The sequence below is a fragment of the Microbacterium sp. TW_SC_2 genome (genome assembly GCF_055361165.1).
Genome location: NZ_CM143952.1, coordinates 2,089,758 through 2,114,704, shown reverse-complemented (window position 1 = coordinate 2,114,704; position 24,947 = coordinate 2,089,758). Strand labels below are relative to the sequence as shown.

Genomic DNA, 24,947 nt, shown 5'->3' with positions numbered 1-24,947 from the left:
GACGCTCGTTCCGAGCGTCCTCGTGGTGCGCCGACGCCGGGCCGACCGCCGACTCTAGGCGACCCCGCGCTCCTGCCTGACGGCGGTCGAGTGCCGGTGTCGCCGCCTCGGCCAACCGACCCCGACCGTTAAGGTGGAACCATGACGTACACCGTCGCCGTTTCCGGCGCATCCGGCTATGCGGGCGGCGAGATCCTGCGCCTCCTCGCCGGTCATCCCGACATCGAGATCCGCACCGTCACCGCGCACTCGAACGCCGGACAGCCGCTGATCCAACTCCAGCCGCATCTCCGCTCTCTCGCCTCCCTCACGCTGCAGGACACCACGCCCGAGACGCTCTCCGGCCACGACATCGTCTTCCTCGCGCTGCCGCACGGACAGTCGGGCCAGTACACGGACGCCCTCGGCGACACCCCTCTCGTGATCGATGCGGGCGCGGACCACCGTCTGACGTCGCAGAGCGCATGGGACGCCTTCTACGGCGGGGCCTTCCACGAACCCTGGGCGTACGGGGTTCCCGAGCTGCTCGTCGACGGAGGCAAGCAGCGCGCGAATCTGCGGGGTGCGACCAGGATCGCCGCCCCGGGATGCAACGCCTCGACCGTGAGCCTCAGCCTCGCACCCGGCATCGCCGCGGGAGTGATCGACGCGGGAGACATCGTGTCGGTGCTCGCCGTGGGACCGTCCGGTGCCGGGAAGAGTCTCAAGACCAACCTGCTCGCGAGCGAGATCCTCGGCACCGCCAACCCCTACGCGGTCGGCGGGACCCACCGGCACATCCCCGAGATCCGCCAGGCGCTCGCGGCGGCTCACCCGTCAGCGGGGTCGTCGGGTGACGGCATCCGCATCTCCTTCACGCCCGTGCTCGTGCCGATGTCGCGCGGCATCCTCGCGACCTCCACCGCGCCGATCGTCGACGGCGTGACCGATGCGCAGATCCGCGACGCCTGGGAGAGCGCGTACGCCGACGAGACGTTCGTGCACCTCCTCCCCGAGGGGAGCTTCCCGCGGACCGCCGACGTGCTCGGCGCCAACACCGCCCTCATCGGCCTCGCGATCGATCGCGCCGCCAACCGCGTCACGGTCGTCACCGCCGTCGACAACCTCGTCAAGGGCACGGCCGGCGCTGCCATCCAGTCCATGAACATCGCGCTCGGGCTTCCCGAGGACCGCGCCCTCTCGATCAACGGAGTCGCACCATGACCGTCACCGCCCCCGCAGGTTTCGACGCGGCGGGAGTCGCTGTCGGCCTCAAGTCCACCGGCAAGCCCGACGTCGCCGTGGTGGTCAACCGCGGTCCCCGCAAGGTCGGCGCCGCCGTCTTCACCAGCAACCGTGCCAAGGCGAACCCGATCATCTGGTCGCAGCAGGCCGTCGCCGACCGCGTGGTCGAGGCGGTCGTGCTCAACTCGGGTGGGGCGAACTGCTTCACCGGCAGCTTCGGCTTCCAGACCACGCACCAGACCGCGGAGAAGGCCGCCGAGCTGCTGGGCGTCAGCGCCGGAGACATCCTCGTGTGCTCGACGGGCCTGATCGGCGTCGGGGACGAGACCTTCCGCGCTCAGGTTCTGGAGGGCACCGAGAAAGCGATCCATGCCCTCAGCGCCGACGGGGGAGACCTCGCCGCGCAGGCGATCATGACCACCGACTCGGTGGCGAAGACGGCCGTCGTCACCCGTGACGGCTGGTCGATCGGTGGGATGGCGAAGGGCGCCGGGATGCTCGCACCCGGTCTCGCCACGATGCTCGTCGTGATCACGACCGATGCCGACCTCGAGCCGCTCGACGCGGATGCCGCGCTGCGTGCCGCCACGTCCCGGACGTTCGACAGGCTCGACTCCGACGGCTGCATGTCGACCAACGATCAGGTCACGCTCCTCGCCAACGGGGCGAGCGGGGTCTCACCGGATCCCGAGGAATTCACGGCAGCGCTCGTCGAGCTCTCCCAGCAGCTCGCCGTCCAGCTGCAGGCCGACGCCGAGGGAGCGAGCCACGACATCACGATCGAGGTGCGCGGAGCGGTCTCCGAACAGGACGCCGTGGAGGTGGGCCGCTCGGTCGCCCGCAACAACCTGTTCAAGGCGGCGATCTTCGGCAACGACCCCAACTGGGGGAGGGTGCTCGCGGCGATCGGCACGACCGCTGCGCAGTTCGACCCCTACGACGTCGACGTCTGGATGAACGGGGTGCGCGTCTGCACCGCCGGCGGCCCGGATCGCCCCCGCGACGAAGTCGATCTCACGCCGCGGGCGACGCACCTCGTGATCGATCTGCGGATCGGCGAGGAGACCGCCACGATCCTCACGAACGATCTCACGCACGACTACGTGCATGAGAACAGTGCGTACGCCTCATGACCGACATCCAGGACACTCCCGCCGAGGTCGCGGCCCAGAAGGCCACGACGCTGATCGAGTCGCTGCCATGGCTGAAGAAGTTCCGCGACCAGATCGTCGTGGTCAAGTACGGCGGCAACGCCATGGTCTCGGAGGAGCTGCAGGAGGCCTTCGCGCAGGACATCGCGTATCTCCGGTACGTGGGCGTGCTGCCGGTCGTCGTCCACGGCGGCGGTCCGCAGATCTCCGACATGCTGCAGCGGCTCGACATCCCGAGCGAGTTCAAGGGCGGGTATCGGGTCACCAACACCGAGGCGATCAGCGTCGTGCGCATGGTGCTCACGGGCCAGGTCAACCCGCAGCTGGTGACCAAGATCAACTCGCACGGCCCCATCGCGACCGGACTCAGCGGAGAGGACGCCGGACTGTTCGGCGGACGTCGCCGGGGCGTCATCATCGACGGACAGGAGGTGGACCTCGGTCGTGTCGGAGACGTGGTGGAGGTCGACCCGACGCCGGTGCTCGATCATCTCGCCGCCGGCCGTATCCCCGTCGTGTCCAGCATCGCGCCCGACCTCGATCACCCCGGTCACTCGCTCAACGTGAACGCCGATGCCGCGGCGTCGGCGCTCGCCGTCGCCCTGAACGCGCGCAAGCTGGTCATCCTCACGGACGTGCCCGGCCTCTACGCCGACTGGCCCAACCGCGACTCGCTGGTGTCGCATCTCACCTCCACGGCGCTCATCGAGATGCTGCCGACGCTGGAGTCGGGCATGATCCCCAAGATGCGCGCCTGCCTCGAGGCCGTCGAGGGCGGAGTGGACGCCGCGGCGATCATCGACGGACGCGTGCCGCACTCGGTGCTCGTGGAACTCTTCACCAACAAAGGAATCGGAACGGAAGTGGTGGCAGGATGACCATCTGGCAGGACGACGCAGACCGCGATCTGGTGTTGAACGCGGGGCCCCGCCTCGCGATGCTCACCCGCGGTGAGGGTTCCTACCTCTGGGACTCGGACGGCCGACGCCACCTCGACTTCCTCGGCGGCATCGCCGTGACCTCGCTGGGGCACGCGCATCCGGTCTTCGTCGCCGCCGTGGCCCAGCAGGCCGCGACGCTTGCACACGTCTCCAACTACTTCGCCACGCCCTCGCAGCTCGCGCTGGCCGCGCGTCTCAAGCGCCTCGCCGGCGCGGGCATCGACGGCCGCGTGTTCTTCTCGAACTCCGGCGCCGAAGCCAATGAGGCCGCGTTCAAGCTGGCGCGTCTGCACGGGGGCACGGAGCGTCCGCGCATCCTCGCCCTCGAGAACGGCTTCCACGGACGCACGATGGGATCGCTCGCGCTCACGGCGAAGGCATCCATGCGGACGCCCTTCGAGCCGATGCCCGGTGGTGTCGAGCACATCCCCGCGACGATCGAGGCACTCGAGGCGGCCATGGACGACCGCGTCGCCGCGGTCATCGTGGAGCCGATCCAGGGTGAAGCCGGCGTGGTGGAGCTGCCGGAGGGCTACCTCGCCGCCGCGCGGTCGCTCACTCTCGCGCACGGCGCGCTGCTGATCGTCGACGAGATCCAGACCGGTGCCGGACGCACCGGAGCCTGGTTCGGCTTCAGCCACGAGGGCATCACGCCGGACGCGATCACACTGGCCAAGGGCATCGGCGGGGGATTCCCGATCGGCGCGCTCGTGACGTACGGATCGGCGAGCGACCTCTTCACTCCCGGCTCCCACGGCTCGACCTTCGGAGGCAACCCGCTCGCGACCGCTGTCGCCGACGCCGTGCTCACCGAGATCGAGGATGCCGGGCTCGTCGAGAACGCGGCCCGCCGCGGCGCCGAGCTACGCGACATCGTGCTCGGCATCGGCTCGCCGTTGATCACCGGTGTGCGCGGACGCGGCCTGCTGCTCGGGGTCGCGCTCGCGGAGCCCGTCGCGGGAGCCGTCGTGGCCGCCGCACAGGAGCGCGGGCTGATCGTCAACGCCGCCAACCCCGACACGGTGCGCATCGCGCCCGCTCTCACCATCGGCGACGCCGAGCTGGCGGAGTTCCGCGACCTGTTCACGGCCGCGCTCTCCGACGTCCAGGCATCCCTCCCCGGAAAGGTTCCCGCATGACCCGCCACCTGCTGCGTGACGATGACCTGACGCCCGCCGAGCAGGCGGAGATCATCGACCTCGCGATCGAGCTCAAGAAGGACCGGTGGGCCGACAAGAGCCTGGCCGGACCGCAGACGGTCGCGGTGATCTTCGACAAGTCGTCCACCCGCACGCGCGTCTCGTTCGCGGTCGGCATCGCGGATCTCGGCGGCACGCCGCTGATCATCTCGACGGCCAACAGCCAGCTCGGCGGGAAGGAGACCCCGTCCGACACCGCTCGTGTGCTCGAGCGCCAGGTGGCCGCGATCGTCTGGCGCACCTACGCGCAGTCCGGCCTGGAGGAGATGGCGGAGGGGACCCGGGTTCCCGTCGTCAACGCCCTCTCGGACGACTTCCACCCCTGCCAGCTGCTGGCCGACCTGCTCACCATCCGTGAGCACAAGGGCGAGCTGAAGGGTCTGACGCTCACCTTCTTCGGGGATGGCCGGAGCAACATGGCGCACTCGTACGCGTTGGCCGGAGTGACCGCGGGCATGCATGTGCGCATCGCCTCGCCCGCGGACTACTCTCCCCGCGCCGACATCATCGAGGCGGCCGATCGGCGTGCCGCGGAGACGGGGGGATCGATCACGCTCTACACGGATGCGGTCGAGGCGGCGGCCGGTGCCGATGTCGTGGTCACCGACACCTGGGTCTCGATGGGCAAGGAGGAGGAGAAGCTCGCTCGTATCCGCGACCTGGGCGGCTACAAGGTCACCCCCGAGACCATGGCCCTGGCCGACTCCGAGGCGATCTTCATCCACTGCCTGCCGGCGGATCGCGGCTACGAGGTGGACTCCACCGTGATCGACGGGCCGCAGAGCGTGGTCTGGGATGAGGCCGAGAACCGGCTGCACGCCCAGAAGGCGCTGCTCGTCTGGCTGCTCGGAAAGCAGGACGCGCGATGAGCGGCGACAAGCAGGACGGCACGAACGAGGGAGCCCTCTGGGGCGCGCGCTTCGCGACCGGGCCCTCACCGGAGCTCGTCGAGCTCAGCCGCTCGACCCACTTCGACTGGATCCTCGCGCCTTACGACATCGCCGGCTCCCACGCACATGCGACAGCGCTCGCCGCCGCCGGGTACCTCGAGCCGGACGAGGCGGAGCGGATGCATGCGGGGCTGGATGCCGTGGCGCGCAGGATCGCCGACGGCACCCTCCTGCCCGCGCCCACCGACGAAGACGTGCACGGTGCACTCGAGCAGGCCCTGATCGTGGAGCTGGGACCGGAGCTGGGCGGACGCCTGCGCGCCGGACGCAGCCGGAACGACCAGATCGCGACGCTCGTGCGGATGTACCTGATCGATCACGCCCGCGTGATCGCCCGGCATCTGCTGCGCGTGATCGATGCCCTCGTGGCGCAGGCGGAGGCACACCCCGCGGCGATCCTGCCGGGGCGCACGCACCTGCAGCACGCGCAGCCGGTGCTTCTCGCCCACCACCTGCAGGCGCACGGCTGGCCCCTGGTGCGCGAGCTCGAACGCCTCGTCGACTGGCGCCGCCGCGCCGGGGTCTCGCCCTACGGCGGGGGAGCGCTGGCGGGCTCGACCCTCGGTCTCGACCCCGCGCTCGTGGCGAGCGAGCTGGGCCTCGACCGTCCGGCGGAGAATTCGCTCGACGGGACGGCGGCGCGCGATGTCGTCGCCGAATTCGCGTTCATCACCGCGATGACGGGCGTGGATCTGTCGCGTCTGTCCGAGGAGATCATCCTCTGGAACACCCGCGAGTTCGGCTTCGTCACCCTCGATGACGGATACTCCACCGGCTCGAGCATCATGCCGCAGAAGAAGAACCCCGACATCGCCGAACTCGCCCGCGGAAAGTCCGGTCGACTGATCGGCAACCTGTCCGGCCTGTTGGCCACGCTCAAGGGGCTTCCGCTCGCGTACAACCGCGATCTGCAGGAGGACAAGGAGCCTGTCTTCGACTCGGTGCAGACGCTCGAGGTCGTGCTCCCGGCGTTCGCGGGCATGATCGCGACCCTGCGATTCGACACCGAGCGGATGGCGGCGCTGGCCCCGCAGGGCTTCTCGCTCGCGACCGATGTCGCCGAATGGCTCGTGAAGCGACGGGTGCCCTTCCGCGATGCGCACGAGATCTCCGGCGCGCTGGTCCGAGCCTGCGAGGAGCAGGGCATCGGACTGGAGGACGCGTCGGACGAGTTGCTGCTGTCGGTGTCGCCGCATCTGGTGCCCGAGGTGCGCGAGATCCTCACGATCGAGGGCTCCGTCGCGTCCCGGACAGGCGCCGGCGGCACGGCACCGGTCCGGGTGGCGGAGCAGCGTGCCGAACTGGTGGCACGCGCGCAGGCCGCCGCACACGCTCTCGGCCTGTAGACCCGACCTCAGTGCAGGTCGGTGTCGGCGGCCGTGCGCTCCCATCGCGTGAAGCGCACGGTCAGACCGGCGCGCGTGGGGGCGGCGAGGAACGGACCGGCCGAGACGGGCACCGTGCCGTCGAAAGGGGCGACGCGGACCAGGCGCCACTCGCCCTCGTCCGCACGGGCACGGATGATCAGCGCGTCGGACCAGCGGCTGACTCGTACCGTGATCGCCCGGTCGAGCCAGTCGTCGACATGGCCGACCGACCAGTCGGAGCGGCGCGACGTCACCACGGCGCCGAGGCCGAGGTGGCCGTCGGCGAACTCGATGCCGCTCTTGACCCAGTTCTCGTCATCCGCACGGACGAAGATCCCGGCCTGATCGAACTGTCCGTCCCAGGGTGAGCGGAACGTCACCTGCATCGCCTCGCCGACCGCCAGAGGGGCGAGCAGCGCGTGCTCGGTGTCGTGCACGAAGCCGTAGGCGGTGTGACGCCAGGCATCGCTGCCCTCGGTGGCGGTGACCTCGAGGTCTCCGTCGGCGTTCTCGGTCTGGTGGTGCGGTGGGTGGGTCCACTGACCCTCGGCCCACCCGAGGATGTGTGATTCAGGCATAGTCCAGAAGTATAGCCAGATAACGCATTAATCGGAAATAGTCGTGTTATGGTTATCGCATGGTCGTCGCTGTCATCGCCGATATCGTGGGCTCCCGCAAGCTCCGCGATCGTACCGCCGCGCAGGTCGTCCTCGACGAGGCGATCGCCCGGGCGGAAGCGGATCACCCGCTTGCGACGCAACCGCTGACGCCCACGGTAGGGGACGAGCAGCAGGCTGTCTACGGTCGTCTCGAGGACGCCGTGACGTCGGTGCTCATGATCCAGCTGGCCTTGCCCGATGGGATCGCGTTCCGCTTCGGCATCGGCGTCGGGGAGATCAGGGCCGTGGACTCCACCCGCGGCACCCTGACCGACGGCCCGGGCTGGTGGTCCGCGCGCGAGGCGATCGAGATCGTGCACGCGCGGGAACGTCGCGCCGTGCCGCGCACCCGCTCCTGGATTGTCGGAGCCCCCGGGCAGGATGAGGTCATGGAGACCACGCTCGCCGCCACCAACGCGTACCTCCTCGCGCGCGACGAGGTCGTCGGCGCGATGAGCGCGCGGGAGCGGCGTCTCACGTACGGGCGCCTGATCGGTCGTTCCCAGAGCGAGCTCGCCGCGCAGGAGGACATCACGCAGCCCAGTGTCTCGAAGTCCTTGCGCAGTGCCGGTGCCGCCGCGGTGATCGAGGGCCTGTCCACGATCCGGGGGGAGCGCTCGTGATCGTCGCCGGATTCGTCCTCCTCGCCGTGGGTGCCGCCGATCTGGTGCGGCAGTTCGCGCCCATCCGCTGGATCGGTCACCTGGCGACCGCCGTGCTGCTCCTGCTGCTGGGAAGCGTCAGCGACGCCCTCCTGCCCATGATCGCGGCGATCGTGGCCGGAGCCGTATGGCTCTGGTGCATGCCGGACGATCGACCCGCGCCCGCCGGCTTCTGGCCCGCCGTCCTGCTCGCGCTCGTCAGCGTGGGCGCGGTCGCCTGGATCGGGGATCGGGGCCGGGCCGGTCTGATCGGCGAGGTGTGGCAGTTGCGCTCGCCGTTCGGGGAGGTCTCGTTCGATCTCGCGATCCTCACGCTGGGACTCGCCGCCTTCCTGCTGGAGTCGGCGAACCTCGTCGTCCGGGCGGCACTCGACGGGGAGCACACCTGGCGCCCCGCGGAGAAGACCGGCCAGGATCGCTCCGAGGAGGAAGCCACGGATACCGCTGTCACGGATGCGATCGAGCCGCCGCCGGCGACCCGTGAGCGACGCGGGGGATTCCAAGGGGGCCGACTGATCGGCCCGCTCGAGCGCATCCTCATCCTCATCCTCACCCTCGCGAGCGCCTACCCGGTTCTCGCGGCGATGCTCGCGGCGAAGGGCATCGTCCGCTTCCCGGAGATCTCGCGCGACGGCGAGACGGGCGCGCGCGCCGAGTACTTCCTCGTCGGAAGTCTCGTCAGCTGGGTCATCGCCCTCGGCGCCGCCTTCCTGGTGTGGTGGTCGGCGCACAGCTGAGCCGCCGGGCGCTGATAGCCTGGAACGCGTGTCTGAAACCCTTCTGACGACGGCTGAGCCGGCGATCGATCCCACGTTCGAGAACGTCTGGGATGAACTGCTGTGGCGCGGACTCGTCCACGTGTCCACCGACCAGGAGGCTCTGCGCGCCCTTCTCGGCGGGGAACCGATCACGTATTACTGCGGTTTCGACCCCACAGCGCCGAGTCTGCACCTGGGAAACCTCGTGCAGCTTCTGACCATGCGCCGCCTCCAGCTCGCCGGGCACAAGCCTCTCGGCCTGGTCGGCGGGTCCACCGGTCTGATCGGCGACCCACGGCCTACGGCAGAGCGCACCCTGAACACGCGCGAGACCGTCGCCGAGTGGGTCGATCGGCTGCGCACGCAGATGCAGCGCTACCTGAGCTTCGACGGCGACAACGCCGCGCGCATGGTCAACAACCTCGACTGGACCGCGCCGCTGTCGGCGATCGACTTCCTGCGCGAGATCGGCAAGTACTACCGCGTCGGCACCATGCTCAAGAAGGACGCCGTCGCGGCGCGACTGAACTCCGACGAAGGCATCAGCTACACCGAGTTCAGCTACCAGATCCTCCAGGGCATGGATTACCTCGAGCTGTACCGCCAGTACGGGTGCGTGCTGCAGACGGGCGGATCCGACCAGTGGGGCAACCTCACCAGCGGCACCGACCTCATCCGTCGGGCCGAGGGAGTCTCGGCGCACGCGATCGGCACCCCGCTCATCACGAACAGCGACGGCACCAAGTTCGGCAAGAGCGAGGGCAACGCCATCTGGCTCGATGCCGAGATGTGCAGCCCGTACCGCATGTACCAGTTCTGGCTCGGCACCGCCGACGGCGACGTGGTCGACCGGCTGAAGGTCTTCACCTTCCTGAGCCGCGCCGAGATCGAGGAGTACGCCGCGCTCGTCGAGACGGAGCCCTTCCGCCGAGCGGCCCAGAAGAGGCTCGCCCGCGAGGTGACGGCCACGGTGCACGGCATCGACGCGACGGCTGCGGTGATCGCGGCATCCGAGGCGCTGTTCGGCCAGGGCGACCTGACCGCTCTCGACGCCGCGACGTTGCGCACGGCGCTCGAGGAGCTTCCGAACGCCACGGTTCCGGCCGGGTCCCCGGTGCTCGACGCGCTGGTCGCGACGGGCCTGGTGTCGAGCCAGTCGGAAGCTCGGCGAGCGATCGCGCAGGGCGGAGTCTCGCTCGACGGCATCCGTGTGGAAGACGATTCCGCGACGGTGCAGGGCGGACTCCCGGGTGGGGTGTCCGTGCTCCGTCGCGGCAAGAAGACGCTGGCCGGGGTCTTCCTCGCCTGAGCGTTTCGACAGCCGATCCTGAGGAGAGCGGATGCCGTTCACACCCAGTCACGCGATCATCGCGCTGCCCTTCGTCCGCACCCCGCTGGTGCCCGCCGCTGTCGCGATCGGCGCGATGACGCCGGATCTACCGCTGTTCCTGCGCGGGGTGGGGCTGAACTACTCGGCGACGCACTCGCTGGAGAACGTCGCGTGGACGGCGCTGCTGGCGTTCCTGCTCTTCCTCGTCTGGCGGGTCGTGCTGCGACCTGCGGTCGGGGAGCTCGCGCCCGCATGGCTCGCGCGTCGGCTGCCCGCCGCGTGGTCGGTTCGTGGCATCGAGGCGGCGGGGAACGCTGTCGGGATCGGGCTGGGGCGCCCGCTGTACCCGGTACTGCTGGCGCTGTCGCTGATCATCGGCGTGGTGTCGCACATCCTGTGGGATCTCTTCACGCACGAGGGGCGATGGGGGAGTGAGCTCGTTCCCTGGTTGGGTGCCCTGTGGGGACCGCTTCCGGGCTTCAAGTGGCTGCAGCACGGATCGAGTGTGCTCGGCCTGGCGGGTCTCGCCGTGTGGGCGGTGCTCCGACTCCGCCGTGGCGAAGTGCGCACCGATCTCGTGCAGCGTCTGCCGCGTGGCGTCCGCATCGCGTGGTGGGTGTCCTTGCCGACGGTCCTCGTGATCGCCGTGATCGGCGGGTGGGTGGCCTATGGTCCTTTCACCGCCGAGTTCACGGTGCAGCATCTCGCGTATCGGGTGCTTCCCGCGGCCTGCGGCCTGTGGGGTGCTCTCACTCTGGTGCTGTGCCTGGCGATCACGCTGATCGAGGCGACCCGCCGGCAGCGTTCGTCGCTATGACCAGGCCGGCGCGTCGCTCCCCCAGGGGTGAGGCGCCGCGAAGATCGTGTGCGGGAGCACCGGGCGGACGGTGACCAGCTCGACCCCGTCCACGTCGAATCGCTGCCGGTGCGGCGCCGGGTCGATCGTCGTCGCGGTCGCCGGGTCGGCTCGCCGCGGCATCCCGAGGAGCTCCGCCGCCAGCCTTCGCAGTGAGGTGCGCACGAGCCAGGTTCCCGGTTCGTCGGCGCGGCGCACCGCGAGGGTCGCGATCGCGGCCGCCAGCAGGTACCCCGCACTGTGGTCCAGAGCCTGGGCGGGCAGGCTTCCGGGTCGGGCGCCGTCCGGCGATTCGATCCACGAGATCCCGGACTCGGCTTGCACGAGGCTGTCGAATCCGCGTCGATCCGGGTGCTCGATGCCCCACGCGGTGAGCTGTGCGATGACCAGGCCGGGGTACCGCTCGACCAGGGTGTCGGGGTCGAGCCCCAGGCGGGTCAGCGCGGTCGGCCGGTAGCCGAGCACGACCACGTCCGCCTCCGCGAGCAGCTCATGCATGCGCTCGGAGCGGGCGTCGAGACGAGCGGATCTCTTGCCGTGCCCGGTGTCGAGATGCTGCCACGCGGGCTCGGAGAGATGCGGCGGATCGATGCGCAGGACGTCGGCACCCCACAGGGCGAGGGTGCGCGTGCAGACGGGACCCGCGATGACGCGCGTCAGATCGAGCACCCGGATACCGGCGAGCGGCGATGAAGGGTCGGGCCTACGGACGGGGGTCGCCATGTCGCGGTGCGCGAACCGCTGGACCTCGAGGAGCGGCGCGGCGCGAAGGACGGCATCCGTCTCCGCGTTCTCCCGACGAACGGGGACCACGAGACCACCCGATCCCGTGATCGTGGCGACGGCTTCCGCGGTCCTCCTCTCCGCGAGAGTGCGGGCGAGCACCTCCGGCGCTGCCGCGGGGTCGAGGTGCAGCGCGGCCCGAAGCGCGGCGGCATGGTGCGGGTAGTTCCCGTGGCTGCGGATCCACCCGTCAATGGTTCGCCAGAACCCGGAGTACGGCGACCACACCGAGGGAGCGACGCCGCCGACCGAGAGGTGTCGGTCGCTGCGATACGCCAGAGCGATGCGCTCGGAGTCGAGGGCGGCCGGGTCGCCGTGCACCGAGAGCAGGGCCGCGGCGACACTGGCCCACGCGAGATCACCGGTCGCGAGACGGGACGGCAGCGGCACCGGAGCGGGGGAGGGCATGCCGACGAGCAGCTCCCCGTCGACTCCGAGATCGGCGAGTGCGCGGCGGAGCAGCGACAAGGCGGCGGTGGTCATTCGTGATGCTCCTCTCCGATGCCGGGTATCGCGTCCGGGCGCCGGTGGGACGCCCGTCATCCGGGTGGCGATCGAGGCGCGGCACCCTGCCGCGATCGTACTCCTGACGCCGATCACGGGAGGAAATCGCCCCTGACCCGGGCGAAACCCGCGGCTGCCCTCTCCCGACACGCCCGGGGGGTGCGCCCCGATTTGCCAGAACCCCGGGATCCGCGTAACTTATTACTTGTTCGCCCCACAGGGAAGCGGAGAGGCCGAGAGCTTCACCCCCCTCAAGTGGAGAACCACCTCCTTCCTTTCACTTACTCGTTGAGTGTTGTGGCCTTCGGGTCTAGGATGGGAGTTTCCACCTCTTCTGCGGTCTTTCGGTCGTGTTCCGGGTCTTTCTGGTCTGGTGCGTGTCGATTTGACAGGCGCGGGGATGTGGGTAAGATAGAGAAGTTGCCCTTCGGGCCTGGTTGTGATGACTGGGTCGTGGGAGCATCCGATCCTTGAGAACTCAACAGCGTGCACTTGTCAAATGCCAAATTATCCTCGTCTCCACGTTATGTGGGGGTGAGAATTCCTTTGGATCAAAGACCAATCCCTTCCGGGGGGTTGGCAATGGATGAAGTCAGCAATGAATTTGTCTCTTTGGTCAGCATCAAACTCGCTGCGTCACCGTTTTCCCGGTGGGGTATGCATTTCTTTTTTACGGAGAGTTTGATCCTGGCTCAGGATGAACGCTGGCGGCGTGCTTAACACATGCAAGTCGAACGGTGAACACGGAGCTTGCTCTGTGGGATCAGTGGCGAACGGGTGAGTAACACGTGAGCAACCTGCCCCTGACTCTGGGATAAGCGCTGGAAACGGCGTCTAATACTGGATATGTGACGTGACCGCATGGTCTGCGTTTGGAAAGATTTTTCGGTTGGGGATGGGCTCGCGGCCTATCAGCTTGTTGGTGAGGTAATGGCTCACCAAGGCGTCGACGGGTAGCCGGCCTGAGAGGGTGACCGGCCACACTGGGACTGAGACACGGCCCAGACTCCTACGGGAGGCAGCAGTGGGGAATATTGCACAATGGGCGCAAGCCTGATGCAGCAACGCCGCGTGAGGGATGACGGCCTTCGGGTTGTAAACCTCTTTTAGCAGGGAAGAAGCGAAAGTGACGGTACCTGCAGAAAAAGCGCCGGCTAACTACGTGCCAGCAGCCGCGGTAATACGTAGGGCGCAAGCGTTATCCGGAATTATTGGGCGTAAAGAGCTCGTAGGCGGTTTGTCGCGTCTGCTGTGAAATCCGGAGGCTCAACCTCCGGCCTGCAGTGGGTACGGGCAGACTAGAGTGCGGTAGGGGAGATTGGAATTCCTGGTGTAGCGGTGGAATGCGCAGATATCAGGAGGAACACCGATGGCGAAGGCAGATCTCTGGGCCGTAACTGACGCTGAGGAGCGAAAGGGTGGGGAGCAAACAGGCTTAGATACCCTGGTAGTCCACCCCGTAAACGTTGGGAACTAGTTGTGGGGTCCATTCCACGGATTCCGTGACGCAGCTAACGCATTAAGTTCCCCGCCTGGGGAGTACGGCCGCAAGGCTAAAACTCAAAGGAATTGACGGGGACCCGCACAAGCGGCGGAGCATGCGGATTAATTCGATGCAACGCGAAGAACCTTACCAAGGCTTGACATATACGAGAACGGGCCAGAAATGGTCAACTCTTTGGACACTCGTAAACAGGTGGTGCATGGTTGTCGTCAGCTCGTGTCGTGAGATGTTGGGTTAAGTCCCGCAACGAGCGCAACCCTCGTTCTATGTTGCCAGCACGTAATGGTGGGAACTCATGGGATACTGCCGGGGTCAACTCGGAGGAAGGTGGGGATGACGTCAAATCATCATGCCCCTTATGTCTTGGGCTTCACGCATGCTACAATGGCCGGTACAAAGGGCTGCAATACCGCGAGGTGGAGCGAATCCCAAAAAGCCGGTCCCAGTTCGGATTGAGGTCTGCAACTCGACCTCATGAAGTCGGAGTCGCTAGTAATCGCAGATCAGCAACGCTGCGGTGAATACGTTCCCGGGTCTTGTACACACCGCCCGTCAAGTCATGAAAGTCGGTAACACCTGAAGCCGGTGGCCTAACCTTTTTGGAGGGAGCCGTCGAAGGTGGGATTGGTAATTAGGACTAAGTCGTAACAAGGTAGCCGTACCGGAAGGTGCGGCTGGATCACCTCCTTTCTAAGGAGCATCTGACTCTTCGGAGTCCAGAACCCAGTTCGGGGACGTTCGTTTCTCGCTGGGAGCTCATGGGTGGAACATTTGACATGGTGTGGTTGATGAGGGTTTCTTCTAGTACGTCGCTTCGGCGGTTGGAATGGGGAGGTTTTCGGAGGCTGCGCCTGCACGCTGTTGGGTCCTGAGGGACCGGATGCGGATCCTTTGGGATTCGTGCCGTACCTCTGGGCCTCTTTCTGTTTCTCCCGGTTGGGGGTTGTGGATGGGGGCACCGCCCGTACTTTGAGAACTACACAGTGGACGCGAGCATCTTGCAGCCGGCTTTTGTCGGTTGCACAAGATGATCTTAAAGATCATTAGTCAATTTCATGCCAGGCCTTTCGGGGTCTGGTGTCGATTCTGATTCAAACTCATGTGATTTCAAGTCTTTAAGAGCAAACGGTGGATGCCTTGGCATCTGGAGCCGAAGAAGGACGTAGCAATCTGCGATAAGCCTCGGGGAACTGATAAGCAAGTTTTGATCCGAGGGTGTCCGAATGGGGAAACCCCGCTGGGCGGCGTGCCGACCTAGTGACTCCCGCCTGAATATATAGGGCGGGTAGAGGGAACGTGGGGAAGTGAAACATCTCAGTACCCACAGGAAGAGAAAGCAACCGCGATTCCGTTAGTAGTGGCGAGCGAAACCGGAACAGGCTAAACCTAGCGTGTGTGATAGCCGGCAGGCGTTGCACGTTGGGGGTTGTGGGACTTTTCAGTCATCTCTGCCGAGATGGCGGCGTTACAAGAAGGTATAGACGAACGGTCTTGAAAGGCCGGTCATAGAGGGTGCCAACCCCGTAGTCGAAATGCTTCTCTTGGCGCGAAGAGTATCCCAAGTAGCACGGGGCCCGTGAAATCCCGTGTGAATCTGTCAGGACCACCTGATAAGCCTAAATACTCCCAGATGACCGATAGCGGACAAGTACCGTGAGGGAAAGGTGAAAAGTACCCCGGGAGGGGAGTGAAATAGTACCTGAAACCGTTTGCTTACAAACCGTTGGAGCCTCCTTAGTAGGGGTGACAGCGTGCCTTTTGAAGAATGAGCCTGCGAGTTAGCGATATGTGGCGAGGTTAACCCGTGTGGGGTAGCCGTAGCGAAAGCGAGTCTGAATAGGGCGATTCAGTCGCATGTCCTAGACCCGAAGCGAAGTGATCTATCCATGGCCAGGTTGAAGCGACGGTAAGACGTCGTGGAGGACCGAACCCACTTAGGTTGAAAACTGAGGGGATGAGCTGTGGATAGGGGTGAAAGGCCAATCAAACTTCGTGATAGCTGGTTCTCTCCGAAATGCATTTAGGTGCAGCGTTGCGTGTTTCTTGCCGGAGGTAGAGCTACTGGATGGCCGATGGGCCCTACAAGGTTACTGACGTCAGCCAAACTCCGAATGCCGGTAAGTGAGAGCGCAGCAGTGAGACTGTGGGGGATAAGCTTCATAGTCGAGAGGGAAACAACCCAGACCACCAACTAAGGTCCCAAAGCGCGTGCTAAGTGGGAAAGGATGTGGAGTTGCTTTGACAACCAGGAGGTTGGCTTAGAAGCAGCCACCCTTGAAAGAGTGCGTAATAGCTCACTGGTCAAGTGATTCCGCGCCGACAATGTAACGGGGCTCAAGCACGCCACCGAAGTTGTGGCATTGATATTTTTGGTAGGCCTTCGTGGTCCAGCCGTATTGATGGGTAGGAGAGCGTCGTGTGGCCAGCGAAGCGGCGGTGTGAACCAGCCGTGGAGGCTACACGAGTGAGAATGCAGGCATGAGTAGCGAATGACGTGTGAGAAACACGTCCTCCGAAAGACCAAGGGTTCCAGGGTCAAGCTAATCTTCCCTGGGTAAGTCGGGACCTAAGGCGAGGCCGACAGGCGTAGTCGATGGACAACGGGTTGATATTCCCGTACCGGCGAAGAACCGCCCAAGCTAATCCAGTAGTGCTAAGTGTCTGAATCCCAGTGACTGATCCCTTCGGGGTGACGCGTTGGGCCTAGCGCACGACCCCATTCTGGTGCGGTTAGCGTATTAACAGGTGTGACGCAGGAAGGTAGTCCAGCCAGGCGATGGTAGTCCTGGTGCAAGTGCGTAGGCCGAGAGATAGGCAAATCCGTCTCTCACATAGGCTGAGACACGATGCGGATAAAAAGTGGATGATCCTATGCTGCCAAGAAAAGCATCGACGCGAGGTTCAAGCCGCCCGTACCCCAAACCGACTCAGGTGGTCAGGTAGAGAATACCAAGGAGATCGAGAGAATCGTGGTTAAGGAACTCGGCAAAATGCCCCCGTAACTTCGGGAGAAGGGGGGCCTTCGGCGTATAGGGATTTACTCCCAAAAGCGTTTGGAGGCCGCAGAGACTAGTGGGTAGCGACTGTTTACTAAAAACACAGGTCCGTGCCAAGTCGCAAGACGATGTATACGGACTGACGCCTGCCCGGTGCTGGAAGGTTAAGAGGACCGGTTAGCCGCAAGGCGAAGCTGAGAATTTAAGCCCCAGTAAACGGCGGTGGTAACTATAACCATCCTAAGGTAGCGAAATTCCTTGTCGGGTAAGTTCCGACCTGCACGAATGGCGTAACGACTTCCCAACTGTCTCAACCGCGAACTCGGCGAAATTGCATTACGAGTAAAGATGCTCGTTACGCGCAGCAGGACGGAAAGACCCCGTGACCTTTACTATAGCTTTGTATTGGTGTTCGGTGTGGCTTGTGTAGGATAGGTGGGAGACTTTGAAGCATGGACGCCAGTTCGTGTGGAGTCATTGTTGAAATACCACTCTGGTCACTCTGGATATCTAACTTCGAACCGTAATCCGGTTCAGGGACAGTGCATGGTGGGTAGTTTAACTGGGGCGGTTGCCTCCCAAAAAGTAACGGAGGCGCCCAAAGGTTCCCTCAACCTGGTTGGTAATCAGGTGTCGAGTGTAAGTGCACAAGGGAGCTTGACTGTGAGACTGACAGGTCGAGCAGGGACGAAAGTCGGGACTAGTGATCCGGCAGTGGCTTGTGGAAGCGCTGTCGCTCAACGGATAAAAGGTACCTCGGGGATAACAGGCTGATCTTGCCCAAGAGTCCATATCGACGGCATGGTTTGGCACCTCGATGTCGGCTCGTCGCATCCTGGGGCTGGAGTAGGTCCCAAGGGTTGGGCTGTTCGCCCATTAAAGCGGTACGCGAGCTGGGTTTAGAACGTCGTGAGACAGTTCGGTCCCTATCCGCTGCGCGCGTAGGAAGTTTGAGAGGATCTGACCCTAGTACGAGAGGACCGGGTTGGACGAACCTCTGGTGTGTCAGTTGTTCCGCCAGGAGCACCGCTGATTAGCTACGTTCGGGATGGATAACCGCTGAAAGCATCTAAGCGGGAAGCCGGCCTCAAGATGAGACTTCCATACCTTCGGGTGAGAGGCTCCCAGCCAGACTACTGGGTTGATAGGCCAGATGTGGAAGCACGGTAACGTGTGCAGCTGACTGGTACTAATAAGCCGATGACTTGATAACACACCGTTTGTTGGTGCTACGCGTCCACTGAGTGGTTCTCGATGTACGGTCGAGAACCGCATAACAACAATGACTTTGTTATGTGTTTGATTGAAACATCAATAGTGTTTCGGCGGCCATAGCGTGAGGGAAACGCCCGGTTACATTCCGAACCCGGAAGCTAAGCCTCACAGCGCCGATGGTACTGCAGGGGGGACCCTGTGGGAGAGTAGGACACCGCCGGACTCCTTTTAGTCAAAATGGCCACCCATCGTTGGGTGGCCATTTTGCGTTTACACGAAAGAATAGGGAGCATCATGCCAGAAGAGGAACAGCGCCGTCCGCGTCGCAACGACGACAGCGGGTCGCGTGGTCACCGCGCTTCTGGTGGGCGTCCCGCATACAACGATCGCGACAGCGCGCCTCGGCGGAATAGCGACGACCGCGGCTCCGATCGTGCCCCGCGCACGGGCGGGTACAACCGCGATGGTGGTTCTGCACCTCGTCGTGAGGGCGGGTACAACCGAGACAACAACTCCGCGCCTCGTCGTGAGGGCGGGTACAACCGCGATGGTGGTTCTGCGCCCCGTCGTGAGGGCGGGTACAACCGCGACAACAACTCCGCGCCCCGTCGTGAGGGTGGGTACAACCGTGACGGTGGTTCTGCGCCTCGTCGTGAGGGTGGGTACAACCGCGATGGCGGTTCTGCGCCCCGTCGTGAGGGTGGGTACAACCGTGACGGTGGTTCTGCGCCTCGTCGTGAGGGCGGGTACAACCGAGACAACAACTCCGCGCCCCGTCGTGAGGGTGGGTACAACCGTGACGGTGGTTCCGCGCCCCGTCGTGAGGGTGGGTACAACCGTGACGGTGGTTCCGCGCCGCGTCGTGAGGGTGGGTACAACCGGGACGGTGGTTCTGCCCCTCGTCGTGAGGGTGGTTACAACCGCGACAGCAACTCTGCGCCTCGTCGTGAGGGCGGGTACAACCGCGACAGCAACTCTGCGCCTCGTCGTGAGGGTGGTTACAACCGCGACAGCAACTCTGCGCCTCGTCGTGAGGGTGGCTACAACCGCGATGGTGGGTCGGCCCCTCGTCGCGAGGGCGGCTACAACCGCGACAACAACTCGGCCCCGCGTCGAGAGGGCGGCTACAGCCGCGATGGTGGCTCTGCTCCCCGTCGCGACAGCAACGATCGGGAGCGCGGTCGTTCCGCATACCCGCAGCGCGGGGGAGCCGGACGCGAGCGTCCGGTGCAGGCGGCGGACGAGCGTCCGCGTCACAATGACCCCGTCATTCCGGACGATGTCACGCCGCAGGATCTCCACTCGTCCGCTCGCAATGAGCTCAAGACGCTGAGCAAAGAGAACGCCGAAGTCGTAGCCCTGCACCTGGCCATGGCGTCGCGCTTGATCGATGAGGATCCGGCTCTGGCGCACCAGCATGCGCTGGCCGCGTCTCGCCGTGCCGGCCGCATCGCGATCGTGCGCGAGACGCTCGGCATCACGGCATATGCGACGGAGGATTTCGCGCTCGCGCTTCGCGAGCTGCGCACCTTCCGCCGGATCTCCGGCAAGGATGACCAGATCGCACTGATGGTCGACAGCGAACGCGGTATCGGACGTCCCGATCGCGCGCTCGAGACGGGCCGCGCCGTCGATCGTGCCGCGCTGCCCACCCCTGTTCGCGTGGCTCTCGCCATCGCGATGTCCGGTGCTCGTCTGGATCAGGGCGATCTGGAGCTGGCTCTCGGCGAGCTCGAGATCCCCGAGCTCGATCCTGACCGTGCCTTCGAGTGGAGCCCCGCTCTCTTCGCCGCGCGTGCAGCGGTTCTCGAAGACCTCGGACGCACGGAAGAGGCTGAGTTCTGGGCCCATCGCGCCGATGTCGCCGCCGAAGCCCTCGGTGTGGACGCGGCCGGTGACGAAGAGATCATCATCGAGGACGGCCTGATCGAGGGCGAGTTCATCGACGACGACGAGTCCGTCTCCGTGTCGGACGAGGATGCCGAGTCTGTCGACGATGCCGAGGACGACGAGGCTGTCGCCGATGTCGAGCCGGAGCCCGCCCCGGAACCGACGGTCGAGGACGAGGTGCGCGAGCTTCTCGGCGAGACCGAGGACGAGGCCGAGGAGTCGGAGCGGGACGCGTAGTGGCCCTGTTCTCGCGGAAGCGCGATGTGTCGACGCCGCTGGACGGCGTCGACACGGTGCTCGCTGACCTGGACGGTGTCGTGTACGCCGGTCCGGGCGCCCTGCCGTTCGCGGTGGAGAGCCTGAACGAGGCAGCCAAGGCGGCGCGGATCGGCTACATCACCAACAACGCCTCGCGCACGGATGCTTCGGTCGCCGAGCATCTGCGAAGCCTCGGGCTTGACGTCGCTGCCAGCGATGTGGTCACCAGTCCGCAGGCGGCGATGCGTCTGCTGGCGGACATCGTGCCGGCGCCGGCTGTGATCATGGTCGTCGGCGGCGACGGGCTGGTCGACGAGGTGCAGAAGGCCGGTTACACGGTCACGCGGAGCGCCGAAGACGCGCCCCGCGCCGTGGTGCAGGGATTCGCGCCCGAGGTGGCATGGACCGACCTGGCTGAGGCGGCGTTCGCCCTCAAGGTGCCCGAAGATGAAGGCGGCATCCCGTGGATCGCCACCAACACCGACTGGACCATCCCGCGGGAACGCGGCGTCGCTCCCGGCAACGGCACCCTCGTCTCGGCGGTGCACACGGCGATCGGCCGACTCGCGACCGTGGCGGGCAAGCCGGAAGCCCCCATCTTCGCAGAGGCCGTGGACCGCTTCGCCGCACGCAAGGCCCTCTTCATCGGGGATCGGCTGGACACCGACATCCTCGGCGCCAGCCGCGTCGGAATCGACTCCGCTCTCGTGCTCACCGGCATCGACCGCCCCAAGCACGTGCTGGCCGCTCCGGAGGGCTCACGCCCGACCTACATCCTCGCCGACCTCCGCGATCTCCACGCGCCGTACCCCCGTGCCGTCGAGAAGGACGGTGTCTTCTCCGTCAACGGTGCGGCCGTGCGCGTCCGAGGCGCCGATGTCGAGATCGTGGCGGAATCCGGAGATCAGATCGATCTGCTCCGTGCCGGAGCTGCCGCGATCTGGGCATCGGGGACGCCCGTCTTCGTGCTGCGCGTGCCGGAGCGGCTCTACGACGATCCGTTCCACCGTCCCTGACGCGGGGCCCGAGCGATCCGACCATCACGGTGGCCCGGTCTGCGCGGGGCGTCGTCGTGCCTCCGGCGCGTGTCCGGCGCGCCGCGTACAGTGGAAGCGTGAGCGATGTGACGACGAATGAGCCGACCGATGGCCTGTGGAGTCGCCTGCGCCTGATCGAGGGGCAGCCTCTTCCTGCGCGTGCCGATGCCTACTCGGCGCTGCACGACGAGCTGTCCCGTCGCCTCGACAGCGGAGCGAAGCTCGATCAGCGGGAGACCTCCGGTACCCGATGACGCGACTCGACGCCGCCCTCGCCTCTCGCGGTCTCGCCCGCTCCCGCACGCACGCCGCCACGCTGATCGCCGACGGTCTCGTCAGTGTGAACGGTCGTCCGGTCGTGAAGGCCTCGGCCCCGGTGAGCGACGAGGCCGAGATCACCATCGCGTCGTCCGACCACTACGTCGGGCGGGCCGCGCACAAGCTGATCGCCGCCCTCGACGGATTCGGAGTCCCCGTGACCGGGCGGCTGGCGCTCGACATGGGCGCGTCGACCGGGGGCTTCACCCAGGTGCTGCGTGAGCGCGGAGCGCGGCGCGTGCTGGCCGTCGATGTCGGACACGGACAGCTCGCCCCCGTGATCGCGGCCGATCCCGGCGTGATCGTGGTCGAAGGGTACAACGTCCGCTACATGACACCCGAGAACCTGGCCGAGTCGACCGGGGAAGACGACGCTCCCACACTGATCGTCGGCGATCTGGCCTTCATCTCGCTCGAGCACGTGCTGCCGGCGGTGGCCGCGGTGGCCGCGCCCGACGCCGACATCGTGCTCCTCGTGAAGCCGCAGTTCGAGGTCGGCCGGACCGCAGTGCGGGGTGGGATCGTGACCGATCCCGCGACGCGTGCGGATGCGGTCGCGCGCATCGTGTGGAACGCCTGGGACGCGGGCCTGGGCATGCTCGGCATCTTGCCGTCCCCGATCCTCGGCACCCACGGCAACGCGGAGTACCTGGTGCATCTCGCATCGGGCCGAGGCAGCAATCCGACAGAATGGTTGGACCGCATCAACGCTTTGGCAGGAGGACGATGAACGAGCGCAGCATCCTGGTCGTCGCCCACGCCGGGCGTGCCGACACGGTGACGGCCGCCCGTCGGGTGGTGGAGGAGCTGCGGGGAGCGGGAGCGCGCCCGGTGCTCGCCGCCGACGACCGTGTCGAGCTCGCCGCGGTCGACAGCATCTTCGCCGATGTCGATGTGCTCGGCGCCTCCGTCGACCCGAACGACCTCGAGCTCGCGATCGTCCTCGGCGGCGACGGGACGATCCTGCGTGCCGCCGAGCTCGTGCGGAGCAGCAACGCCCCGGTGCTCGGCATCAACATGGGCCATGTGGGCTTCCTCGCCGAGACGGAACGCGACGAGATGGACGATGCGGTGCGCCGTGTCATCGCTCGCGACTACGACGTCGAGGACCGCCTCGCCTTGTCGGTCCGGGTCAAGGACAACGAGGGCGTGGTGATCTACGAGACCTGGGCGCTGAACGAGGCGACGGTCGAGAAGGCCAGTCGCGAGCGCATGATCGAGGTCGTCCTCGAGATCGACGGCCGTCCGCTGTCCAGCTTCGGATGCGACGGCATGGTCGTGTCGACACCGACGGGCTCGACCGCCTACAACTTCTCGGCCGGCGGACCGGTCATCTGGCCGACCGTCGAGGCCATCGCCGTGGTTCCGCTGTCGGCGCACGCGCTGTTCGCCAAACCACTCGTCGTCAGTCCCGATGCCTCCGTCGCGATCGAGATGCTCGAGCGCACCAGCGGCTCCGGCATCCTGTGGTGCGACGGTCGACGCTCACACGAGCTGCCCCCGGGCGCTCGCGTGGTGGTGCGGCGTTCGTCGCGCCCCGTCCGCCTGGCGCGCCTGCATCCGACCGCCTTCACCGATCGTCTGGTGCGCAAGTTCCAGCTGCCGGTCGAGGGATGGCGCGGGCAGGAACCGGGGAAGCCGTCATGATCGAAGAGATGCGCCTCCAGGGGCTCGGCGTCATCGCCGACGCGGTGCTGCCGCTCGGGCCGGGCTTCACAGCCATCACGGGCGAGACCGGCGCCGGCAAGACCATGGTGGTCACCGGCCTCGGTCTGCTGCTCGGCCAACGGGCCGATTCCGGCGCCGTCCGTGCGGGCTCGGGGCAGGCATCGGTCGCCGGCGTCTGGATCGTTCCGGAACAGGGCGACGTGGCCGACATCGTCTCGGATGCCGGCGGCGAACTCGAACCGGTAGGATCCGGGACCGCCGAGCTGTACGTCTCGCGCACCCTCAGCGCGGAAGGTCGCAGCCGGGCGAGTGTCGGCGGGCGCGCAGCACCGGCCGGCGTGCTGTCCTCCCTCGCCGAGGAACTCGTCGTCGTCCACGGACAGTCGGAGCAGCTCCGACTGCGGTCGGCCGCCGCGCAGCGGGATGCCCTCGACCGTTTCGGAGGAGAGCCGATCGCCTCAGCCCTCACCGCCTATGCGACGACCTTCGCACGCTGGCGCGATCTCGACGTCGAGATCGCCGACATCACCCAGAATCAGGATCGCCGGTCCGAAGAGGCCACGCGGCTGCGAGACGCTCTCGCACTGATCGAGGCCACCGCGCCTCAGGCGGGGGAGGACGAGGAGCTCACCGCACGGGCGGAACGTCTCGCCAACGCCGAAGAGCTCCGGGCCGCCGCCGCCCTGGCGCACGGTGCGCTGTCGAACGAGGACGGCGAGCCCGATGCGACGATGCTGGTCGCCGAGGCACGTCGCGCCCTGGAACGCGCTGCGGATGCGCAGCTCACGGAGATCGCCGAGACGGTGGCCGACATCGGCTACCGCATCGCGGATGTCGCCGGTCAGATCTCCGCCTACCTCGCCGACCTCGACGAGACCGGACCGCACGAGCTCGCGACCGTGGAGGAGCGCCGCGCCGCGCTCGGTGTGCTGATCCGCGCCCACGGTTCTCTTGACGAGGCGCTCGAGGTGTGGCAGACCGGATCCGCCCGCCTGGCCGAACTCGACGACGACGGCGATCGCGTCGAGCGGCTGACCGCTGAGCGCGATGCGGTGCGGGCGGAGCTCGACGCGCGAGCCGAGACGCTCACGGCAGCCCGCACCGCCGCCGCAGAGCGCCTCGGGACCGCCGTCAGCGAGGAGCTCAGCGCCCTCGCGATGCCGGATGCGCGGCTCGTCGTGGCCGTCGCCGCCGGTGCCGAGACCACGCACGGGCGCGACGACGTGTCGATCCTGCTCGCCCCGCATCCGGGCGCCGAACCCCGCTCGGTCGCCAAGGGTGCCTCGGGTGGCGAGCTCTCCCGGGTGATGCTCGCGATCGAGGTCGTGATCGCCGCCACGGACCCGGTGCCGACGTTCGTGTTCGACGAGGTCGACGCCGGTATCGGCGGGGCTGCCGCGATCGAAGTCGGGCGACGACTCGCCCGGCTCGCGGAGAAGTCGCAGGTCATCGCCGTCACGCACCTCGCGCAGGTCGCCGCCTTCGCGACCAACCATCTCTCCGTCGTGAAAGCCAATGACGGAGCGGTCACCGCGTCGAGCGTCCGCCGCCTGGACGGCGCCGAACGCGAGGCCGAGATGGCCCGGCTGCTGTCCGGATTGACCGATTCGGATGCCGCACTCACCCATGCCCGAGAGCTTCTCAGCCTCGGGGCCCCGACGGCCTGATAGGATCGAA

At 66.4% G+C, this 24,947-nt stretch carries 18 protein-coding genes and 3 rRNA genes; 19 read left to right on the top strand and 2 right to left on the bottom strand.

What is annotated here, in order from left to right; all coding sequences use genetic code 11:
* Nucleotides 1-141 precede the first annotated feature (141 nt).
* The 6 genes from argC to argH are packed head-to-tail and all read left to right on the top strand — an operon-like array spanning nt 142 to nt 6,811.
* Nucleotides 142-1,203, top strand: a complete 1,062-nt coding sequence (gene argC, locus ACWA14_RS10020; RefSeq protein ID WP_463792973.1) for an N-acetyl-gamma-glutamyl-phosphate reductase — start codon at nt 142-144, stop codon at nt 1,201-1,203.
* A complete protein-coding gene (gene argJ / locus ACWA14_RS10015; protein WP_463792972.1) occupies nt 1,200-2,357 on the top strand; it encodes a bifunctional glutamate N-acetyltransferase/amino-acid acetyltransferase ArgJ in 1,158 nt (385 codons plus the stop codon). The genes argC and argJ overlap by 4 nt, the downstream gene beginning before the upstream one ends.
* Nucleotides 2,354-3,253 carry an acetylglutamate kinase gene (argB, locus tag ACWA14_RS10010; RefSeq protein WP_463792971.1) on the top strand — a complete coding sequence of 300 codons (900 nt, stop codon included), beginning with the start codon at nt 2,354-2,356 and terminating at the stop codon, nt 3,251-3,253. Before argJ ends, argB begins: the two co-directional genes overlap by 4 nt.
* Nucleotides 3,250-4,455, top strand: a complete 1,206-nt coding sequence (locus ACWA14_RS10005; RefSeq protein ID WP_463792969.1) for an acetylornithine transaminase — start codon at nt 3,250-3,252, stop codon at nt 4,453-4,455. The genes argB and ACWA14_RS10005 overlap by 4 nt, the downstream gene beginning before the upstream one ends.
* Nucleotides 4,452-5,384 carry an ornithine carbamoyltransferase gene (argF, locus tag ACWA14_RS10000; RefSeq protein ID WP_463792967.1) on the top strand — a complete coding sequence of 311 codons (933 nt, stop codon included), beginning with the start codon at nt 4,452-4,454 and terminating at the stop codon, nt 5,382-5,384. The genes ACWA14_RS10005 and argF overlap by 4 nt, the downstream gene beginning before the upstream one ends.
* A complete protein-coding gene (argH, locus tag ACWA14_RS09995; RefSeq protein ID WP_463792965.1) occupies nt 5,381-6,811 on the top strand; it encodes an argininosuccinate lyase in 1,431 nt (476 codons plus the stop codon). Before argF ends, argH begins: the two co-directional genes overlap by 4 nt.
* A gap of 8 nt (nt 6,812-6,819) precedes the next feature.
* Here the strand turns inward: argH and ACWA14_RS09990 are convergent, their stop codons facing one another.
* Nucleotides 6,820-7,410: a DUF1349 domain-containing protein gene (locus tag ACWA14_RS09990; protein WP_463792964.1), complete on the bottom strand. Its 591-nt coding sequence runs from the start codon at nt 7,408-7,410 to the stop codon at nt 6,820-6,822.
* A 59-nt stretch (nt 7,411-7,469) separates the two neighbouring features.
* Between ACWA14_RS09990 and ACWA14_RS09985 the strand changes: the two genes are divergently transcribed.
* The 4 genes from ACWA14_RS09985 to ACWA14_RS09970 are packed head-to-tail and all read left to right on the top strand — an operon-like array spanning nt 7,470 to nt 11,058.
* Entirely contained in the window at nt 7,470-8,114 is a 645-nt protein-coding gene (locus ACWA14_RS09985; RefSeq protein WP_463792963.1) for a SatD family protein, read from the top strand.
* Entirely contained in the window at nt 8,111-8,890 is a 780-nt protein-coding gene (locus tag ACWA14_RS09980; protein WP_463792962.1) for a hypothetical protein, read from the top strand. Before ACWA14_RS09985 ends, ACWA14_RS09980 begins: the two co-directional genes overlap by 4 nt.
* A gap of 28 nt (nt 8,891-8,918) precedes the next feature.
* Nucleotides 8,919-10,220, top strand: coding sequence for a tyrosine--tRNA ligase (gene tyrS, locus ACWA14_RS09975; RefSeq protein WP_463792961.1), 1,302 nt, complete (start codon nt 8,919-8,921; stop codon nt 10,218-10,220).
* Nucleotides 10,221-10,251: 31 nt separating this feature from the next.
* Nucleotides 10,252-11,058 (top strand): DUF4184 family protein, encoded by an 807-nt coding sequence (locus ACWA14_RS09970; protein WP_463792958.1) that lies wholly within the window; start codon nt 10,252-10,254, stop codon nt 11,056-11,058.
* On the opposite strand, the gene ACWA14_RS09965 is transcribed toward ACWA14_RS09970, so the two are convergent.
* Complete coding sequence (locus tag ACWA14_RS09965; RefSeq protein ID WP_463792957.1) at nt 11,053-12,363, bottom strand: CoA transferase; 1,311 nt, start codon at nt 12,361-12,363, stop codon at nt 11,053-11,055. The two genes, ACWA14_RS09970 and ACWA14_RS09965, sit on opposite strands and share 6 nt — an antisense overlap.
* Before the next feature lie 690 nt (nt 12,364-13,053).
* On the opposite strand from ACWA14_RS09965, the gene ACWA14_RS09960 reads away from it, so the two are divergent.
* The 9 genes from ACWA14_RS09960 to recN all read left to right on the top strand — a co-directional run bounded on the left by ACWA14_RS09960 (nt 13,054) and on the right by recN (nt 24,937).
* Nucleotides 13,054-14,578: ribosomal RNA gene (locus ACWA14_RS09960) — 16S ribosomal RNA — on the top strand.
* Nucleotides 14,579-14,993: 415 nt separating this feature from the next.
* Nucleotides 14,994-18,097: ribosomal RNA gene (locus ACWA14_RS09955) — 23S ribosomal RNA — on the top strand.
* A 108-nt stretch (nt 18,098-18,205) separates the two neighbouring features.
* Nucleotides 18,206-18,322 (top strand): 5S ribosomal RNA (gene rrf, locus ACWA14_RS09950).
* The 16S, 23S and 5S rRNA genes sit together here, the layout of an rRNA operon.
* 71 nt (nt 18,323-18,393) lie before the next feature.
* On the top strand, nt 18,394-20,226 hold the full coding sequence (locus ACWA14_RS09945) for a primosomal protein (RefSeq protein ID WP_463792955.1): 1,833 nt from the start codon (nt 18,394-18,396) through the stop codon (nt 20,224-20,226).
* The gene (locus ACWA14_RS09940; protein ID WP_463792954.1) at nt 20,226-21,263 is read left to right on the top strand and encodes an HAD-IIA family hydrolase; all 1,038 of its coding nucleotides are present in this window, start codon (nt 20,226-20,228) and stop codon (nt 21,261-21,263) included. The genes ACWA14_RS09945 and ACWA14_RS09940 overlap by 1 nt, the downstream gene beginning before the upstream one ends.
* A 98-nt stretch (nt 21,264-21,361) precedes the next feature.
* Nucleotides 21,362-21,538, top strand: coding sequence for a hypothetical protein (locus ACWA14_RS09935; RefSeq protein ID WP_463792951.1), 177 nt, complete (start codon nt 21,362-21,364; stop codon nt 21,536-21,538).
* Nucleotides 21,535-22,332 (top strand): TlyA family RNA methyltransferase, encoded by a 798-nt coding sequence (locus ACWA14_RS09930; RefSeq protein WP_463792948.1) that lies wholly within the window; start codon nt 21,535-21,537, stop codon nt 22,330-22,332. Before ACWA14_RS09935 ends, ACWA14_RS09930 begins: the two co-directional genes overlap by 4 nt.
* On the top strand, nt 22,329-23,249 hold the full coding sequence (locus tag ACWA14_RS09925; protein ID WP_463792947.1) for an NAD kinase: 921 nt from the start codon (nt 22,329-22,331) through the stop codon (nt 23,247-23,249). The genes ACWA14_RS09930 and ACWA14_RS09925 overlap by 4 nt, the downstream gene beginning before the upstream one ends.
* Entirely contained in the window at nt 23,246-24,937 is a 1,692-nt protein-coding gene (recN, locus tag ACWA14_RS09920) for a DNA repair protein RecN (RefSeq protein WP_463792946.1), read from the top strand. The genes ACWA14_RS09925 and recN overlap by 4 nt, the downstream gene beginning before the upstream one ends.
* Nucleotides 24,938-24,947 lie beyond the last annotated feature (10 nt).

What these genes read in the sequence shown, in the direction of transcription:
- argC (WP_463792973.1), top strand. Translation starts at nt 142, where the DNA reads ATGACGTACACCGTCGCCGTTTCCGGCGCATCCGGCTATGCGGGCGGC.
- argJ (WP_463792972.1), top strand. Translation starts at nt 1,200, where the DNA reads ATGACCGTCACCGCCCCCGCAGGTTTCGACGCGGCGGGAGTCGCTGTC.
- argB (WP_463792971.1), top strand. Translation starts at nt 2,354, where the DNA reads ATGACCGACATCCAGGACACTCCCGCCGAGGTCGCGGCCCAGAAGGCC.
- ACWA14_RS10005 (WP_463792969.1), top strand. Translation starts at nt 3,250, where the DNA reads ATGACCATCTGGCAGGACGACGCAGACCGCGATCTGGTGTTGAACGCG.
- argF (WP_463792967.1), top strand. Translation starts at nt 4,452, where the DNA reads ATGACCCGCCACCTGCTGCGTGACGATGACCTGACGCCCGCCGAGCAG.
- argH (WP_463792965.1), top strand. Translation starts at nt 5,381, where the DNA reads ATGAGCGGCGACAAGCAGGACGGCACGAACGAGGGAGCCCTCTGGGGC.
- ACWA14_RS09990 (WP_463792964.1), bottom strand. Translation starts at nt 7,410, where the DNA reads ATGCCTGAATCACACATCCTCGGGTGGGCCGAGGGTCAGTGGACCCAC.
- ACWA14_RS09985 (WP_463792963.1), top strand. Translation starts at nt 7,470, where the DNA reads ATGGTCGTCGCTGTCATCGCCGATATCGTGGGCTCCCGCAAGCTCCGC.
- ACWA14_RS09970 (WP_463792958.1), top strand. Translation starts at nt 10,252, where the DNA reads ATGCCGTTCACACCCAGTCACGCGATCATCGCGCTGCCCTTCGTCCGC.
- ACWA14_RS09965 (WP_463792957.1), bottom strand. Translation starts at nt 12,363, where the DNA reads ATGACCACCGCCGCCTTGTCGCTGCTCCGCCGCGCACTCGCCGATCTC.
- ACWA14_RS09945 (WP_463792955.1), top strand. Translation starts at nt 18,394, where the DNA reads ATGCCAGAAGAGGAACAGCGCCGTCCGCGTCGCAACGACGACAGCGGG.
- ACWA14_RS09930 (WP_463792948.1), top strand. Translation starts at nt 21,535, where the DNA reads ATGACGCGACTCGACGCCGCCCTCGCCTCTCGCGGTCTCGCCCGCTCC.
- ACWA14_RS09925 (WP_463792947.1), top strand. Translation starts at nt 22,329, where the DNA reads ATGAACGAGCGCAGCATCCTGGTCGTCGCCCACGCCGGGCGTGCCGAC.
- recN (WP_463792946.1), top strand. Translation starts at nt 23,246, where the DNA reads ATGATCGAAGAGATGCGCCTCCAGGGGCTCGGCGTCATCGCCGACGCG.